The 17,441-nt window shown below is 63.4% G+C and carries 14 protein-coding genes and 1 pseudogene; 7 read left to right on the top strand and 8 right to left on the bottom strand.

Translation table 11 applies throughout. The features are described 5' to 3' along the window. Positions 1-308 precede the first annotated feature (308 nt). Positions 309-1,961: an acyl-CoA synthetase gene (locus tag FJ979_RS09445; RefSeq protein ID WP_140580695.1), complete on the bottom strand. Its 1,653-nt coding sequence runs from the start codon at positions 1,959-1,961 to the stop codon at positions 309-311. 193 nt (positions 1,962-2,154) lie between these two features. Here FJ979_RS09445 and FJ979_RS09440 point away from each other — a divergent pair, with 193 nt between their 5' ends. From FJ979_RS09440 to FJ979_RS09425, 4 genes and pseudogenes are all read left to right on the top strand, one after another. Beyond that, positions 2,155-3,120, top strand: coding sequence for a sugar-binding transcriptional regulator (locus tag FJ979_RS09440; protein WP_140497839.1), 966 nt, complete (start codon positions 2,155-2,157; stop codon positions 3,118-3,120). 79 nt (positions 3,121-3,199) lie between these two features. Further along, on the top strand, positions 3,200-5,254 hold the full coding sequence (locus FJ979_RS09435; protein WP_140580942.1) for a bifunctional aldolase/short-chain dehydrogenase: 2,055 nt from the start codon (positions 3,200-3,202) through the stop codon (positions 5,252-5,254). Positions 5,255-5,338: 84 nt separating this feature from the next. Next, on the top strand, positions 5,339-5,596 hold the full coding sequence (locus tag FJ979_RS09430) for a type II toxin-antitoxin system RelB/DinJ family antitoxin (protein ID WP_140497837.1): 258 nt from the start codon (positions 5,339-5,341) through the stop codon (positions 5,594-5,596). Between the two features lies 1 nt (position 5,597). Next, positions 5,598-5,865 (top strand): annotated as a pseudogene (locus FJ979_RS09425) (type II toxin-antitoxin system YafQ family toxin). Positions 5,866-5,939: 74 nt separating this feature from the next. Here the strand turns inward: FJ979_RS09425 and FJ979_RS09420 are convergent. From FJ979_RS09420 to FJ979_RS09410, 3 genes are all read right to left on the bottom strand, one after another. Further along, positions 5,940-6,992 carry a substrate-binding domain-containing protein gene (locus tag FJ979_RS09420; protein ID WP_140580694.1) on the bottom strand — a complete coding sequence of 351 codons (1,053 nt, stop codon included), beginning with the start codon at positions 6,990-6,992 and terminating at the stop codon, positions 5,940-5,942. A 39-nt stretch (positions 6,993-7,031) separates the two neighbouring features. Continuing rightward, positions 7,032-8,027 carry an ABC transporter permease gene (locus FJ979_RS09415; RefSeq protein ID WP_140580692.1) on the bottom strand — a complete coding sequence of 332 codons (996 nt, stop codon included), beginning with the start codon at positions 8,025-8,027 and terminating at the stop codon, positions 7,032-7,034. A gap of 92 nt (positions 8,028-8,119) precedes the next feature. Continuing rightward, on the bottom strand, positions 8,120-9,631 hold the full coding sequence (locus FJ979_RS09410) for a sugar ABC transporter ATP-binding protein (RefSeq protein ID WP_140580690.1): 1,512 nt from the start codon (positions 9,629-9,631) through the stop codon (positions 8,120-8,122). A gap of 136 nt (positions 9,632-9,767) precedes the next feature. Here FJ979_RS09410 and mtnK point away from each other — a divergent pair, with 136 nt between their 5' ends. Beyond that, positions 9,768-11,039: an S-methyl-5-thioribose kinase gene (gene mtnK / locus FJ979_RS09405; protein ID WP_140580689.1), complete on the top strand. Its 1,272-nt coding sequence runs from the start codon at positions 9,768-9,770 to the stop codon at positions 11,037-11,039. Next, a complete protein-coding gene (gene mtnA / locus FJ979_RS09400) occupies positions 11,036-12,130 on the top strand; it encodes an S-methyl-5-thioribose-1-phosphate isomerase (protein ID WP_140580687.1) in 1,095 nt (364 codons plus the stop codon). The genes mtnK and mtnA overlap by 4 nt, the downstream gene beginning before the upstream one ends. Positions 12,131-12,167: 37 nt before the next feature. Here the strand turns inward: mtnA and FJ979_RS09395 are convergent, their stop codons facing one another. The 4 genes from FJ979_RS09395 to nanR form a co-directional block, all read right to left on the bottom strand. Continuing rightward, positions 12,168-12,968 (bottom strand): sugar phosphate isomerase/epimerase, encoded by an 801-nt coding sequence (locus FJ979_RS09395; protein ID WP_181168566.1) that lies wholly within the window; start codon positions 12,966-12,968, stop codon positions 12,168-12,170. 60 nt (positions 12,969-13,028) lie between these two features. Then, positions 13,029-13,874 carry a phosphogluconate dehydrogenase C-terminal domain-containing protein gene (locus FJ979_RS09390; protein ID WP_140580684.1) on the bottom strand — a complete coding sequence of 282 codons (846 nt, stop codon included), beginning with the start codon at positions 13,872-13,874 and terminating at the stop codon, positions 13,029-13,031. Positions 13,875-13,920: 46 nt separating this feature from the next. Then, positions 13,921-15,183 carry a ribulose-bisphosphate carboxylase large subunit family protein gene (locus FJ979_RS09385; RefSeq protein WP_181168567.1) on the bottom strand — a complete coding sequence of 421 codons (1,263 nt, stop codon included), beginning with the start codon at positions 15,181-15,183 and terminating at the stop codon, positions 13,921-13,923. 104 nt (positions 15,184-15,287) lie between these two features. Then, positions 15,288-16,001: a transcriptional regulator NanR gene (gene nanR, locus FJ979_RS09380; RefSeq protein WP_140497819.1), complete on the bottom strand. Its 714-nt coding sequence runs from the start codon at positions 15,999-16,001 to the stop codon at positions 15,288-15,290. A gap of 360 nt (positions 16,002-16,361) precedes the next feature. Here nanR and FJ979_RS09375 point away from each other — a divergent pair, with 360 nt between their 5' ends. Next, the gene (locus FJ979_RS09375; protein WP_140580681.1) at positions 16,362-17,384 is read left to right on the top strand and encodes an ABC transporter substrate-binding protein; all 1,023 of its coding nucleotides are present in this window, start codon (positions 16,362-16,364) and stop codon (positions 17,382-17,384) included. Positions 17,385-17,441 lie beyond the last annotated feature (57 nt).

The following is a 17,441-nucleotide window of genomic DNA, read 5'->3' as shown; positions in this document are numbered from 1 at the left end:
GATGGTGACAGTCGCAGGTGTGCAATGACCGACGTTGCCGATTGCGAATGGCGCTCATCCCGTCATCATCAAGGGCGTAGCAAGGAGCGGAGCGACGCGCAGACTCTCAGAATCCATGCTGCGACCTCTGTCGAAAAAAATAAATCGGCTCAAAGGGTTAGGCCGACCAGCATCCACAATCTTGGAAAGCCATTGTCGGCCGTCGGATCACGGCTGCCGGGTCGCGGCATGGAGCCTAGGGCTCCGCGACGGAGCTTCGCTCCTGCAACGCTCTGGGATGACCAACTCGCGGATGCTGGTGCAAACTGCTACGAGTTGGCGCTGCCACTCTTCGCCATCTCCCTTAGCCGGAATTTCTGGATCTTCCCCGTCGAGGTCTTGGGAATCTCGGCGAACACCACCGCTTTCGGCAGCTTGAAGCGGGCAAGCAGCGCACGGCAATGCTCGATGATCTCGGCCTCGGTCGCTGTCTTGCCGGGCTTCAGCTCGACATAGGCGACCGGCACCTCGCCCCATTTCTCGTCCGCCCGCGCCACCACGCCGCAAGACGCAACGGACGGGTGCTTGTAGAGCGCGTCCTCGACCTCGATCGAGGAAATGTTCTCGCCGCCCGAAATGATGATGTCCTTGGAGCGGTCCTTGAGCTGGATATATCCATCCGCATGCATGACGCCGAGATCGCCGGAGTGGAACCAGCCGCCGGCGAACGCCTCGTCGGTGGCCTTGCGGTTCCTGAGATAGCCTTTCATGACGATGTTGCCGCGAAACATGACCTCGCCGATGGTCTGGCCGTCGGCGGGCGTCTGCGTCATCGTTTCGGGATCCATCACCGTGAGGCCTTCGAGCGCGGCGTAGCGGACGCCTTGCCTGGCCTTCCTCGTGGCCCTCTGCCCCTTCTCCAGATGATCCCACTCATTGTGCCATTCGTTCACCACCGCCGGGCCGTAGGTCTCGGTCAGACCATAGAGATGCGTGACGGCGAAGCCGGCATCGGCCATGCCGGTGAGCACCGCTTCCGGCGGCGGCGCGGCGGCCGTGTTGAAGGTGACGGCTTGCGGGAACTGGCGCTTGTCCTCATCCCTGGCGTTGATCAGCACCGACATAACGATCGGCGCGCCGCACAGATGGGTGACGTCATGGTCGGCGATGGCGTCGTAGATCTGCTTCGGCCGAACCCAGCGCAGACAGACATGGGTGCCGGCCTGGACGGCCAAGGTCCACGGAAAGCACCAGCCATTGCAGTGGAACATCGGCAGCGTCCACAGATAGACCGCATGCTTGGCCATGCCGGCATGGACGGTGTTGGCGTAGGCCATCAGGGCAGCACCCCGATGATGGTAAACGACGCCTTTCGGGTTGCCTGTCGTGCCCGAGGTGTAGTTGAGCGAAATGGCGTCCCACTCGTCGTCAGGCATCGACCAGGCAAAATTGCCCTCGCCCTCGGCGACGAAGGCCTCGTAGTCGAGAGTGCCGATGCGACCGCCCTTCGGATAGGGAGCGTCCGCGGCGTAGTCGGGATCGTCATAGTCGATGACCAGGGGCTTCACCTTGGCCAGGTCAAGCGCTTGCCGAACCACTTCGGAGAATTCGCGATCGACGATAAGCACTCTGGTCCCGGCATGGTCGAGCTGGAAAGCGATCACGGCGGCGTCGAGGCGAGTGTTGAGCGAATGCAGCACCGCCTTGGCCATTGGCACGCCGAAATGCGCCTCCAGCATCGGCGGCGTGTTCGACAGCATCACCGTCACCGTGTCGCCCTTGCCTATGCCGCGCCTGGAGAGCGCCAAGGCGAGCTGCAGCGAACGCCGCCAGAAATCGCGATACGTCACGCGCTGCCGGCCATGGATGATGGCGACATGATCGGGATAGGTCTTGGCGGCCCGCTCCAGATAAGTGAGCGGCGTCAGCGGCTGGTGGTTGGCAGCGTTCCTGTCGAGATCCTGTTCGTAAGGGTTGCCCATCGTGTCCTCCCCGTATGTCCCTTTGCCGACATGTTCTAACCACAGGCTGGGGCCGCGTCACCAGCAACGATGCCACGACAAAGCGCGTCTGGCGCAATGATGATCTAGATTTGCCGCGCGTAAAGGCATCGCGTACCTCCGCGCGGTTTGACTTTTGTCGAGAGCCGTGACTAATGTCAGCCGAGGAGAAGGCATGGCAATCCGACCGGCAGAACAACTTATCCACAAGGCCGCCTGGCTCTATTATGCGCATGGCCTGCGCCAGGACCAGGTGGCGAGCCAGCTTAACATTTCCCGCGCCTCGGTTGCCATGTATCTGCGCAAGGCGCGCGAGACCGGCATCGTCAACATCTCGACCTCGACCCAGCTTTTCACCGACGACGTCATGGCGCGCAAGCTCGAGGATGCACTCGGTCTCGACGCGGTCTGGATCGCGCCGGAAAACGGCCATATCGCCGATCCCGCCACCGACATCGCGGTGCTGGCGGCGAGCGTCTTTCTCGAACTGGTGAAAAAAGGCGACCGCATCGGCGTCGCCTGGGGACGCACCGTCTACATGATCGCCGACATCATGTCCTACGCCGATCTCCAGGATGTCACCGTGGTGCAGCTCTGCGGCAATCTCGGCGCGCCCTATTCCTATCGTCCCGACCAGTGCACGATGGAGATCGCCCGGCGGCTCAACGCCAAGGGCATCAATTTCTACGCGCCGCTCGTGCTGACCACCGAAGAGCTGGCGCGCGGCCTGCGGGCCGAGCCTGTAATCCGCGAACAGCTGTCGAGCATCCACGAATGCGATCTGGCGCTGTATTCGGTCGGCGCCGTCGATGCCGACAGCCATCTGGTCAAATGCGGCGCGCTGACATCAGACGAAATGGCCGACCTGCGCAAGGCGGGCGCGGCCGGCGTCATTGCCGGGCAGATCATCGATGCCGAGGGCAAGGTGCTCGACTGCGGCTACAACCGGCGGGTGATCTCGGCGGAGCTTTCCTCGCTGCGCGCCATTCAGAAGCGGCTGATGGTGGTGCAGGAGAACAGCAAGTTCGAACCCCTGCTCGCGGCGATCGCCGGCGGTCTTTGCACACATCTGGTGGTCGGCGCCGATATGGCGCAGCGGCTTCTGGATCATGCCGGAGCGCCAGGCAAAAAGGTATCCTAGAGACCATTCCTGCCGCGGCCGTCATCAAGGCGTCGTGGCATTCCTGTTTCACCACTATGACAGCAACTGGACGAAGCTAATGAAGAACCTGTGGAATGACGGCGACGCGGAGAAGATGGTTGCCGACTATGCAAAGAAAGGCGTCGGACGCGATCTCGCGCTGCGCGTCTACACGACGCGCCTGCTGGGCGGCGAACCGCGACTGGTGCTGCATGGCGGCGGCAACACCTCCTGCAAGACCAAGGCGACCGACCTCGTCGGCGACGAATGGGACGTGCTGTGCGTCAAGGGCAGCGGCTGGGACATGGCCGTCATCGAGCCGCAGGGCCTGCCGGCGGTGAAGATGGGCGCGCTCATCAAGGCGCGCGCGCTGGACAAGCTCTCCGACGAGGACATGGTCGCGCTGCAGCGGGCGAACCTCATCGATCCGTCCTCGCCCAATCCTTCGGTCGAGACATTGCTGCATGCCTTCCTGCCGCACAAATTCGTCGACCACACGCACTCGACCGCCATCCTGGCGATCGTCGACCAGGAAGACAGCAAGCCGCTGGTGAAGACGGTGTTCGGGACCAAGATGGGCTACGTGCCCTACATCATGCCGGGCTTCGACCTCGCCAAGGCGGCGGCCGACGTCTTCGATGCCGACCCTGATGTGGAAGGACTGATCCTCGACAAGCACGGCATCTTCACCTTCGGCGACGACGCCAAGCAGGCCTACGACCGGATGATCCACTATGTGAATGTCGCCGAGGAGTATGTAGCCAAGCATGCCAAGCCCAAGGCGGCAAAGGCCGCGCTTCCGGCGAAGCTCGCGACGCCGGCTTCCATCGCTCCTATGTTGCGCGGCGCCGTGGCGGTGGCACGCGGCGAAGGCCGCTTCGACCGCATGATCAGCGATTTCCGCACCTCGGATGCGATCGTCGATTTCATCAATTCGGCCGAGATCGCCGACTACGCCGCGCGCGGCGTGTCGACGCCGGACCTGTCGATCCGCATCAAGACCGGGCCGATGGCGGTGCCGGCGCCAGATGCGGACAAGGCCGGCGACTACAAGGCCGTCATCAAGAGCCATGTCGACGCCTTCGCCAAGGAATACCGCGCCTATTTCGAGACCAATGACGCGCTCGACGACGTCAAACGCACCATGCTCGACCCGATGCCGCGGCTGACGCTGGTGCCAGGGCTCGGCATGTTCGGCCATGGCCGCACGCTGAAGGATGCCAGGATCGCTTCCGATGTCGGCGAAATGTGGATCGAGGCCGTGCGTGGCGCCGAGGCGGTCGGCCGTTTTCATCCGCTTTCCAAGGCCGACCTGTTCCCGCTCGAATACTGGTCGCTGGAACAGGCCAAACTCGCCTCCAACAAGCCGAAGCCGCTGACCGGCCAGGTCGTGCTGATCACTGGCGGTGCCGGTGCGATCGGTGCGGCGACCGCCAAGCTGTTTGCGGACAATGGCGCGCATGCGGTGGTCGTCGATCTCGATGGCGAAAAAGCCGCTGATGCCGCGAAGAAGGCCGGCAACAATTCGATCGGCGTCGCCGCCGATATCACCGATCCGGACCAAGTGCGTGCAGCCTTCGACAGGGCGGTCGCCGTGTATGGCGGCGTCGACATAGTGGTGTCCAATGCCGGTGCTGCCTGGGAAGGCCGGATCGGCGAACTTGACGACGCGCTGCTGCGCAAGAGCTTCGAGCTCAATTTCTTCGCCCACCAGTCGGTGGCGCAGAACGCGGTGCGCATCATGCTCGAACAGGGTACCGGCGGCGCACTGCTGTTCAACACCTCTAAGCAGGCGGTCAATCCGGGTCCGAACTTCGGCGCCTACGGCGTGCCGAAGGCGGCGACGCTGTTCCTGTCCCGGCAATATGCACTGGATTACGGCGCGCATGGCATCCGTTCCAACGCCGTCAATGCCGACCGCATCCGCTCCGGGCTGTTGACCGACGCCATGATCGCCAGCCGATCGGGCGCACGCGGTGTCTCGGAAAAAGAGTACATGTCCGGCAATCTGCTCGGCCAGGAGGTGACGGCGCAGGACGTGGCGCAGGCTTTCCTGCACCACGCGCTGGCCGACCGCACAACCGCCGACGTAACGACGGTCGACGGCGGCAATATCGCGGCGGCGCTGCGGTAGCACCGTCACGCACAGCGCAGACGGCAGGCTTGCAAGAACACCCGTTTGTAGCTACATTGTGGCTCAACAGTAGGGAGTCGCAACATGGCTACGGACACGGTTGTCCGCGCTCGAATTGATGCCGCGACAAAGGACCAGGCTACCGAAGCCCTGGCGGCAATGGGACTGTCGGTCTCCGACGCCATTCGGCTGCTGCTGGTCCGCGTCGCCGCCGACAAGGAATTTCCCTTTCCGGTGAAGGTGCCGAACGCAACCACCCAAAAGGCCATGGCCGAATTGGAAAAAGGCAAAGGCAAGCGTTTCGCGTCAGCCGACGAATTGTTCAAGGATTTGGGCATCTGACATGCCGACGCCCGTTCACTCCGGGCAATTCCGCAGGGACGTTAAGCGCATGGAGAAGCGTGGCAAAGACCTCGCTAAATTGCGCGAGTTGTTGGGCCTGCTCATCGCCGGACTGCCGGCGCGTTATAAGGATCACCCCTCTAAAAGGCGACTGGAAAGACTATCGGGATGCGCATGTAGAACCGGATTGGCTCTTGATCTACCGCATTGCCGACGATGAGCTGCGGCTTGCCCGCACCGGCTCCTACTCCGATCTGTTCAACGAATGAAGACAGCAAAAAAGCCGCCTGCAGTTGCTGCAAGCGGCTGTTCCAAGTGTGAGCGAATTGCAATATCGATTGGCCTACTTCGCGTTCGGGTTCGGCATCCAGGCGGGCATGGCGACATCGGCATGGGCGAACTGCGGCAGCTTGGCCGACAGGTCCTCCATGTTCTTGATGTCCTTGTCGAGAAGGTCCCTCTGGGTGATCAGCGTCGGCGGCACGACGACGTTGTGGCCGGGGTCTTCGCCGGCCAGCAGTTGCGCCAGCGCACGCACCGAGACCTGGCCCACGACGGCCGGGTTGGTCGCGGCGGTTGCCGCCCAGGCGCTGTCGGGCTCCCGCATCGCCGCAATGTCCGAGGTCGAAATGTCGGCCGAATAGATCTTGATGTCCTTGTTCAGGCCTGCCTCGTCGACGGCGATCTTCACACCCTTGGCGAACTCGTCATAGGGAGCGAACATCACCTTGATGTCGGGATGGGCGGTCAGCACTGAGCGCGCCTGGTTGGCGACCGAGTTGGCGATCGGGTTGTCCAATGTGCCGAACATGGCGACTTCGTTGATGCCCGAATATTTCTTCTTCACGTCGACCCAGGTTTCGTTGCGTCGGTCGAGCGGGGCGATGCCCGCGACATAGACATAGCCGGCCTTCCAGCTCTCGCCATTGTCCTTGACGGCCTGCTCGAGCGCGAGGCGCGCAAGGTCGCGGTCTGACTGCTCGATCTGCGGGATCTTGGGGTTTTCGACATTGACGTCGAAAGCGACCACCTTGATGCCGGCGTCGACCGCGCGCTGGGCGGCGTCCTTCATCGATTCCGTCAGGCCGTGCTGGATGATGATGCCTTGCACGCCGAGCGCGATGGCCTGGTCGACCATGTCGGCCTGGAGGGCGGCGTCCTGGCGGCTGTCGAGCACGCGCAGGTCGACGCCGAGGGCCTTGGCCTGCGCCTCGACGCCGGACAGATAGGCCTGGAAGAAGTCACCGGTCGAGAGATAGCGCACCAGCGCGATCTTGACGCCTGGCTTGTCGAACGGCGCCGGGCGATCGGCAGCCAGGGCCGTCCCTTGCACCAGCAACGCCGCGCCGGCGAGCCCGAGCGCTGCCTTGCCTAAAAGTCTTCTTGTGATGTTCACGTCGTTTCCTCCACTTGTTGAAATGCAACCGGTCGAAATCTATGTCCTGCCCCTGCCGGAAAGAGCGAAGGTGAAGACAAGGGCGACGACCAGAACGGCGCCCTTGATGAAATCCTGCGTGTAGTATGGCGCGTTCATCATCGTCAGGCCCTGCAGCAGGACGCCGACGAAGACCGCACCGACAGCCGTGCCGAACGCGTTCGGCTTGGCGGCGCCGAGCACCGCGTAGCCGATGAGCGCCGCGGCGACAGCGTCGAGCAGAAGATTATTACCCGAGGCGATGTCGCCGCGTCCAAGCCGCGCGGCGAGCAAAATACCGCCGATCGAGGCAAAAACTCCTGAAATGATATAGGCCCAGATTTTGTATGCCTTGACAGGCGCGCCGGCGAGTTCGGCGGCGCGCTCATTGGAGCCGACTGCATACATCATGCGGCCGAAGCGGGTGTATTCGAGGAAGAACCAGATCAGCACCGCGAGCACCGCCAGGACGACGACCGAGACCGGAACGAGATTGGGAATGAAGAAGTCGAAGCGGTGGCGGCCGAGCGCCAGGAACGCCTCGCCGAATTTGCCGTTGGCGACCGAGCCATCGGGCATGGTCATGCCGGTGGCGATCGAGCGGCCTTCGGTCGGGATGCGCTGCAGGCCGACCAGCAGGAACATCATGCCGAGCGTCGCCAGCAGGTCCGGCACGCGCATATAGACGATCAGCCAACCATTGATGAGCCCAACAATAACGCCGATCAGCAGGCAGACGATGACCGCGACGACAGCGTTCTGCTCCAGCACCACCATCACATAGGCCGCAGCCATCATGGCTGACGTGGCGACCGAGCCGATCGACAGGTCGAAGCCGCCAACGACCAGCGTGGCGGTGACGCCAAGCGCCAGCACGCCGGTGATAGCGACCGACTGGAAGATGAAGACCGCGCTTTGCGGCGAAATGAAACCGTCGGCGGCAATCGCGAAATAAGCGACGAGCCCGAACAACAGGACGATGAAACCGTAGCGGATGGCGTGGTTGCGCTGCGTCATTCAGCGCCCCCGCGCGCCGCTGCCGTTTTTACCCAACTCGAACCCATGCTCTCCATTCCAATTGTCATCGTCAGCTCTTCAATTCCAGCAGGTCAAGCCGCGCGGTGCGGCAGCCCGCCGGCCACCTCGGCCAGCAGGCGATCGAGATCGATGTCCGCGTTGCGATGTTCGCCGACGATGGTCTGCTCCGACATCACCAGGATACGGTCGGCCGTCTCCAGCGCCTCGTCGAGTTCGGTGACGAACAAAAGCGTCGCGCGGCCATTGGCGCTTGCCCTCAGCTTGGCGGCGATGTCGCGCCTCGCAGAGATGTCGACGCCCTGAAACGGCTCATCGAGAATGAACAGGCTTGCATCCTGCGCCATCCAGCGGGCGACCATCACCTTCTGCTGGTTGCCGCCGGACAATGCCGACATTTCGTCCTTCTCGGAGCGGCAGACGATGCCCAATTCCTGGATCTGCCGGCGCGCCGTGGCGCGTTCCAGGCGGCGCTTGAGCACGCCCAGGTTCGACATCCTTCTCAGAAACGGCAGGCTGACATTGCGCTCGATGTTGAAGCCGCCGACGATGCCGCTAGTGGCGCGATCCTTGGCGACGAGGAAGACGCCGGCGGCGATCGCATCGCCGGCCGAGCGCGGCGCGTAGGGTTTGCCGTTCATCGTCATGGTGCCGGCGAGCGGCCTGCGCACGCCGAACAGCGTCTCGGCAAGTGCTGTCTTGCCGACGCCGACCAGCCCGGTGACGGCAACGACCTCGCCGTCGCCAAGCGTCAGCGATATCGGCCTGGCGCCCTGGGCGATACGCAGGCCCTCGACGGTCAGCACCGCCCGGGCCGAATGCCTGACGACGATCTGGTCGAGGTGGATCTTGCGGCCGAGCATGGCATTGACCGCGCCTTCGTAGTCGAGCGGCTTCTTGTCGAAGACGCCGGACACGGCGCCGTCGCGCATCGAGACGATGCGGTCGGCAAGCCGCCTTATGTCGGACATGCGGTGCGAGATATAGAGGATCGCCACGCCTTGCGCGCGCAGCCTGTCGACCAGCGCAAAAAGCCGATCGGCTTCGGCGCTCGATAGCGATGAGGTCGGTTCGTCGAGGATCAGCACTTTCGGCTGATGTGCCAGCGCGCGGGCAATCGCCACCATCTGGCGATCGGCCAGCGAGAGATCGCTGACGCGCGCCTTCAAGTCGATCGCCAGGTCCATGCGGTCGGCAACCGCCTTGGCCTCGCGACGCACACGGACCGGGTTGAAGAGCACCGGGGCGCCACTGCCGCTCAGCCTGTCCAATGTCAGGTTGGTGGCCACGTCAAGGTCGGCGACGACCCCGTCATTGATGTTCTGGTGAACGGTGACGACGCCAGCGCGGATCGCTTCCGCCGGTCTTCCCGGCGCAAAGTCCTGGCCGGCCAGGGTCATGGTGCCGCCGTCGCGCTCGTAGACGCCGCTGACGATCTTGACGAGGGTGGATTTGCCGGCGCCGTTGGCGCCCATCAGGACGGTCACTTCACCGGCATGGAGTTCGAGCGAGACGCCGCCAAGCACCTCGTTGCGGCCAAAGGATTTCCTCAGTCCCTCTACGCGGAACACGGCATTGCCGACCATGCGTTCCTCCCTGCCCGTGACGCTATGGGCTACATCGGCAATTGTCAACACGATTGACAATTGCCAGAGCGCTACCTAGCTTGGCCCCGCCGCCGTGGCTCCGCTATTATGGGGGGAACGAGCAGGAGAGGTGAGGATGACCGGGAAGACGCCGTTCGAAGCACTGTCGGTGGAGACGCTCGCCACGCGGCTCGGCACTAACGAGGCGCTCACCGGGCGCATCGGCGAGGACACCAGCCGCTGGAAAGTGCGCGAGGTCGGCGACGGCAATCTTAATCTCGTCTTCATCGTCGAGGGCGGCAAGGGCGCGGCTGTCGTCAAGCAGGCCCTGCCGTATGTCCGGCTGGTCGGCGACAGCTGGCCGCTGCCGCTGAAGCGTTCCTTCTTCGAATATCACGCGCTGACACGGCAGGAGGCGCGCGCGCCGGGCTCGGTGCCGGCCATCTACCATTTCGACGAGACCCAGGCGCTGATCATCATGGAGTATCTGTCGCCGCACATCATTTTGCGGCGGGCGCTGATCGAGGGCCGGCAATTGCCGAACATCGCCAGGGATATCGGGCTGTTCATGGCCCGCACCCTGTTCCGCGGCTCCGACTTCTCGATGGTGACCAAGGAACGCAAGGCGGATCTGGCGCTGTTCGCCGACAATGTCGAGCTGTGCGACATCACCGAGAACCTGGTGTTCTCCGACCCCTATTTCGACGCCAAGCTAAACCGCCACACTTCGCCGCAGCTCGACGCATCGGTCGCCGAGTTGCGCGCCGACCGCGACCTCAAGGTGGAAGCGCAGCGCCTGAAGCATCTTTTCGCCGCCAATGCAGAGACATTGCTGCATGGCGACCTGCATTCCGGCTCGATCATGGTCACGGATACAGAGACCAGGATGATCGACCCTGAATTCGCCTTCTACGGGCCGATGGCCTTCGACGTCGGCATGCTGCTCGCCAATTTCTGGATGGCCTTCTTCTCGCAGCGGGGCCATGAGCAGAGCGGCAAGCGCGACGCCATGCGCGCTTATCTGCTCGATGTCACGGCGCAGACGTGGTCGGTGTTCCGCACCGAATTCTCGCATCTGTGGCGCACGGAGCGCAACGGCATGCTTTATCAAAAGAGCCTGTTCGAGGATCAGGGCGACAGGCTCGGCGCCGAGCAGGCGCTCGACCATGTGCTGCACCAGATCTGGGACGACCTCCTCGGCTTTGCCGGCATCGAGGTGCACCGGCGCATCCTCGGCCTCGCCCACAATGCCGATTTCGAGACCATTGCCGACGAAGACCTGCGCGCCACATGTGAAGCGAAGGCGCTGGAGTTCGGCCGCCACATCGCCGTCAACAGGCGTCATATTCACAGCATCGACGAGGTCAACAACCTGGCCGCGCTAATCGAACAGGAGAACCGCATTTGAACGTCGGCGAGCGCCACTATCGCACCATCTGGCTGAGCGACGATGGGCGCTCGGTGGAGATCATCGACCAGCGCTGGCTGCCGCATGACTTCCGTGTCGTGAAGGTCGACACCGTTAACGGCATCGCCACCGCCATCCGCGACATGTGGGTGCGCGGCGCGCCGCTGATCGGTGTCACCGCTGCCTATGGCGTCGCCATGCAGATGGCGGACGATCCGGCGGATGCCGCGCTCGACGCCGTCTGGGAGACGCTCCACGAGACGCGTCCCACGGCGATCAATCTGCGCTGGGCGCTGGATGAGATGCGACGCTTCCTGCGGCCGCTGCCGACGGAACAACGCGCTGCAGCCGCCTATCGGCGCGCCAGCGAGATCGCCGACGAGGATGTCGGGCTCAACCGCGCCATCGGCGAGAACGGCCTCGCCATCATCAAGGACATCGCGGCGCGCAAAAAGCCGGGCGAAACCGTCAACATCCTGACCCATTGCAACGCCGGCTGGCTGGCCACCGTCGACTACGGCACGGCCACCGCGCCGATCTACCTGGCAACGGAGGCCGGCATTCCGGTCCATGTCTATGTCGACGAGACGCGGCCGCGCAACCAGGGCGCCCAGTTGACGGCTTGGGAGATGGCCGGCCACGGCGTGCCGCATACGCTGATCGTCGACAATGCCGGCGGCCATCTGATGCAGCGCGGCGCAATCGACATGGTCATCGTCGGCACCGACCGCACGACGGCCGACGGCGACGTCTGCAACAAGATCGGCACCTATTTGAAGGCACTCGCCGCCGCAGACAATGACGTGCCGTTTTACGTTGCGCTGCCTTCGCCGACCATCGACTGGACGGTGGGCGACGGACTTGCCGAAATCCCGATCGAGGAACGCTCCGGCGACGAGGTTTCGCTGGTGTGGGGCAAGACCGCGAGCGGCGAGATCGCCCAGGTGCGCGTCTCGCCGGAAGCGACGCCCGCGGCAAACCCCGCCTTCGACGTGACGCCGGCGCGGCTGGTCACCGGCCTGATCACCGAACGCGGCGTCGCCAAGGCCTCGCGTGAAGGGCTGAAGGCGATGTTCCCGGAGCGTGGATAGCCGACTCTCGCAAAGGCAAGGAACCACCTTTCGCTGTTCAGAAGGTGCTGCTCTTTGCGATCTCCAGCGAATTGACGAAATCCAGTGAACGCCGCAGCGCGCTCCGAATGGTGGCGATATCCACCGGCGCGCTCCGCCGTTGGGGATCACGATGCTGCGGGCGCTGCAGCCGCAATGGCAGTTCGATGCTGACCGGCAGCGTCGCGGGAAGCGCTGCCCAATACGGTTCGTAGCCGATCGAGCCGTCACCGATGGCGCAAAACGCCCACCCCTCCTCGGTGCTGACGACATCCTTCAGATGAGCATGCCCAACCGCATCGATGGCATCAGCGATATCTTGCGCCGGCTGCACCGTCTCGTTGCTGTAGGTAAAGACATTTCCGGCGTCTTGGTTCAGGCGCACGTGCCGCGATCCGATGTCACGGATGAAGCCTGCCCCCAACCGGGCGCTGCCGAGCAGATCGCCTTGGCCATGTCCGGGGTTTTCAAGCGCCAGGACGATGCCGGCTTCCTCCAGCCTCGGCAGGAGGGCGTCAATCGTTTTGCGGATCGCCGCGCTGTTTCTCGCCGGGCCGGCATTGGTAATCAGGAAGGACGCGCCAAGACCGGCGGCAAAGCCGATGCGGCGGGACAAGGCGTCGACGGCATCGGCCCCCGACAGGTCGAGATGAGCCGACACGGCATTGATCCCCAGCCCGGCATGTTCCGCTGCCTGGCGCAGCTTCGCGGCGTGCGCAGCCGCAAACATGCCTTCATCGAAATCGACATAGCCGCGAATGAAGGCCGGCTCGACATGGAGGGCGCCGGCCGCCGCAATCTCCTCGATGGCCAATTCCATGGAATAGCCATCGAAGAGCGCGGTCGATACCGATATGATCCGGGCCGGCGAAGGCAGGGCTCAGGCTCCCTTGCCGTAGACGATCAATTCCGAAGCTTCCTTCACCTTGGCCGGTGTGAGCGCTTCGCGCCAGTCGTCCCGGACCACGACGCCTTTGGCGAATCGCATCAGCCTCAGCGCCGCATCGGACGGCACTTTCGGAGAGAAGCCGAACCACATGGCGATCTCGACGTTCAGATGACCTATCAGGAAGTCCAGCGCCGCCTTCCTGGGAATGCCATATTTGCGTTCGCACTCCTCGACAGCCTCGACCATGGTGTCGACGAAGGGCATGGCCACCATTTCGGACAGGCCCGGCTCCAGGATCGCCAGTTGTTCGACCGTGACGCGATGGCTGTCGATGATCGGCGACCACATGGCCCTGCACACTTCCTCGCCAAGCGCATAGTGCTCTTCCGGACCTTGCATCAGGGCACAGACGATCGATTGCCTGGCGATGCCGCCATGGTAATCGCGACGCGCGGCCCATTCCGTCTCGTCGCCGAACAGCGGGGGGTGGCAGGGATGGCCGACAAAATAGGTGAGATCCGGCCGATCCCCGGGCAAGTCGCCGGCATAGGGCGCTGCCGCATCCAGAATGAGGATCATGGTGCCCGCGGCAAGCATCGGCGAGATCTGCCGCGCCACCTGGCCGATGACATTGTCCGGCAGGGCCATTACCAGGACCTTGGCGCCGGGAATGCCCTCGTCCATGGCGACGGCGCCGATATCGGCCTCTCCCAGCCGCTTGCGGCCGGCCTCGCCGATCTCCACGGCGCGGACATCGTAGCCCGCTTCGATCAACTTGCGTGTCACGCGGAAGCCCATCTTCCCTCCGGCCCCAAGCACCGCCACGGATGTCGTCATTTGCTTTCTCTCCCATTTGCCTTGATGGCGCGCCGATGGCGCAGATTCAGCCGAACGCTTGCAGCGCGGCTTCGAGCTCCGGATGCGTGGCGGCATAGTCGCGTGCGGGAACCCCTGCCGCCGCGGCTTCGAAAGCATCATGCAGGCTTCGAACGCCGGCGGCCGGCCCGCCTGGATGCGCCATGATCCCGCCGCCGCAGCAATAGATGAAATCGTCCGAGCCGAGCCTCGTATAGGTCTCGGCTGCTTGCACAGCGGTCTGTCCAGACGAAAACACCGGCATGACCGTATCGGGACGGCCAGCCCGCTCGAACATCGGGGTGAGACAGCCATGGGCCGACGCCATCACCGATTCGTCCGGCTCGCAGAACTTGTTGGACAACCCGTTGACGTGCATGTGGTCGATGCCCGCCAGGCGCCAGAATTTCTGATAGGCGAGATAGCTCATGCCGAGATCGGGAGAGCGGCTGAAGAGGCCCCAGCCGGCCCGATGGCCGTGCAGCGCAACGGCGGAGTGGCGACGCATCTCGATGACGGCGGACAGGCCGACGGAATTCAGGACCAGCATGGCGCAGGTCCCGCCACGGCGCTCGATCAGATCCAGCCGGCGACGCATGGCGTCGATGTCACCGGAAATGTTGGCCGCATACATGACCTTGCGCCCGGTCCTGTCGGCGTGCCTGTCTATCACCGCCATGACCGCTTCGAACCGGTGTTCGAACGGCGAATGCGGAGGGTCTCCCATCAATTCGTCGTCCTTGATAAAATCAAGACCCGCGGCAATCAGCGTGTCGGCCAGGGCTGCCGTCTCCTGCGGGGTAAGACCAACGCTCGGCTTGACGATGGTGCCGATCAGCGGGCGCCCTTCGACGCTTGTCAGGCGACGCGTTCCCTCGACGGCGAAGGCCGGCCCTGGATAGGCATCCGCGAAGGCATCGGGAAAGGTAACGTCGAGGAGACGCATGGCCGAGAAATGATGCAGCTCGAACAGATTGCCGAGAACCGTCGACCAGACCGAAGCCAGCACTGTCCCCGTATTCTCGATGTTCCAGGAAAGGCCCACCTTGGCCCGGTGCGGCCTCACGGTCGCATTTTTTGGCGAGCGCGAGAACGGCAACGCCTCGCTGTCGACCTCGGCAACATCGCTGATGAATTCGACGCGGGCTCCGAACCTGCGCAGCAGCTCCGGCGTTTCTCCGGGTATGGCGCGGAAAGTCCCGCTTGATTGTTCGCCCGCCATCGCAGCCGCGGCAACCTCCAGCGGGTAGCGGGTTTCGATCAGATAGGTGGCGCGGAGGCGACCGGACAATGCAGGCTTCCCGACTGGAATGACGTTCACGGAGTGACCGTTAGCACCAAAAAGAAATCATGTCATCATATGAGTTTTCCCGGGCAAAAAATTTCGGCGGCCGCTCAGCCGGCGCCGCCGCCGGCCAGTTTCGAATAGAGCTCGTTGGCGCGGCCAATGTGGTCGGCCATTGCCGCGCTCGCGCCTTCCGGATCGCCGCCGGCGATTGCCTTGTAGATCCGCTCATGCTCCTCGACCGTCAGCCGCTCGGCGCCTTTCATCGCCACCAGATCCCGCTTGAAACGGGACAGCCATTCGAGCATTCCCTTCGCCACCGCCGCTATCATCGAATTGCCGCTCATCTCCGCAATGACGGCGTGGAACTCCATGTCGGCCGCCACGAACCGGGCCTGGTCGCCCTTTGCCTCGCGCAAATGACGCAAGGTCTCCGCGAGGCGTTCCAGACTCTTGGCCGTGGCGCGCCGCGTGGCTATCCGAACCAGGCCGGTTTCCAGCAAGAGCCTGACTTCCTTGAGTTCTTCGAGCCCGCGAGAGTTCGTCGCCAGCATCATGACCATCGCCGCGGAGACCTGATCGACGATGACATCAGGCGTCGGATTGATGACGCGGGCACGTTCTCCGTGCGAGATCCTGATAAGTCCCATCTGCTGCAGCGACAGCATCGCTTCCCTGATCGAGGGCCGGCCGACGCCGATCATCGTCATTAGTTCCTTTTCCGACGGCAATTGAGAGCCGGGCGGGAATTCGGACGTCGAGATTGCCGCCATCAGCCGGTCAAGCACCTCCACATACAATTTCTTTTTCTGGACCGGCTCCATCTGTCCCTCCCTGGGGTGTTCGCGGAACAATCGATCCCGAGTCGCGTCGGCAGACAAGGGTCGCGCCATCGATTGACATTACATATATGATGACCTAACGTCCGTCTACGGCCGACTTTGGACTGGTCACCAGTTGCTGGAGCAGGCCGGCTCCGTTTGGCCAAGGAAGAACGAAGCTGACGGCCGAGCTTCGTCTCGTCCTTAAATCGAAGGAGGTTTCGGCAATCGAGGTTCCGGTGCCCGCTTGCCTATTTGGTATGCTGGTATAACATGTAGCTGGTATGGCGTCTTTCGGAGGACGTCGTAACGGAATGGCAGAAGGCCGACGTATCGGCCGGTGTTTTTTGGGAGGAAAATATCATGAAGTTTTCAACCGTGGCGGCGCTTGCCGGCGCCGCGCTGGTCAGCGTCTCGGCTGTGCCGGCAATGGCGTCACCGGATGCGCCGGTGATCGCGCTCGCCAACGCCTATTACGGCAACACCTGGCGGCACCAGATGGTGGAGGCTTTCGAAGCCTCGGCCAAGGAAGCCAAGGCGGCCGGCCAGATTGCCGACTACATCGTCATGAACGGCGACGGCTCGGTGGCGCAGCAGAACAGCCAGATCGCCGAGCTGATCCTCAAGAAGGTCGACGTGCTCGCCGTCGATGCCGCGTCGGAAACCGCGGTCAACGGGATCATCGAAAAAGCCTGCAAGGCCGGCATCATCGTCGTTTCGTTCGATTCGGTCGCCTCGGCGCCCTGCAACTACCAGCTCAACTTCGACTTCAAGGGCTACAAGGCAGCCCAGGCCGAGGCCGTCTTCAAGATGATCGGCGGCAAGGGCAACGTCATCCAGGTGCGCGGCGTCAAGGGTTCGGCGCCCGACAACGACATGTTCAACGCGCAACAGTCGGTGCTGGCCAAATATCCCGATATGAAGGTTGTCGCCACGGTCTATGGCCAGGCGACCGCGTCGGTCGCACAGGCGGCCATCGCCAACGTGCTGCCCTCCCTGCCGCATGTCGACGCCGTGCTCGCACAAGGCGGCAGCGACGATGTCGGCATCGCCCAGGCGTTCGTCCAGTATGGCGGCGACTATGCCGGCAAGATGCCGATCATCGAAGGCGGCGGCGGCACCGACTTCGTCAAATGGTGGGCCGAGGAGAACGCCAAGAACGGCTACCAGACGGTCTCGATGAACACCACGCCCGGTATTGGCGGCGCCGCGTTCTGGCTCGGCCTGTCGCTGCTCAAGGGCGCCAAGGCACCCAAGATGATGATCATGCCGGTGGCCACCGTCGATGCCGGCAACCTCAAGGAATATGCAAAGCTGCCTGGCGGCCAGATCATCAGCCCCAGCTATTCGCTCGACTGGGTCAAGCAGAACCTGCTGAGCAAGTAAGGTTGGCAATGCCAGGGACCGGGCGCCGCGGAACGGCCGCGCCCGGTCCCTGCCCGT

Origin of the sequence: Mesorhizobium sp. B1-1-6, assembly GCF_006443035.1 — a bacterium.
GTDB lineage: Bacteria > Pseudomonadota > Alphaproteobacteria > Rhizobiales > Rhizobiaceae > Mesorhizobium.
Note: the sequence above shows the minus strand (reverse complement) of the source record. Positions and strands in the feature narration are given on the sequence as shown.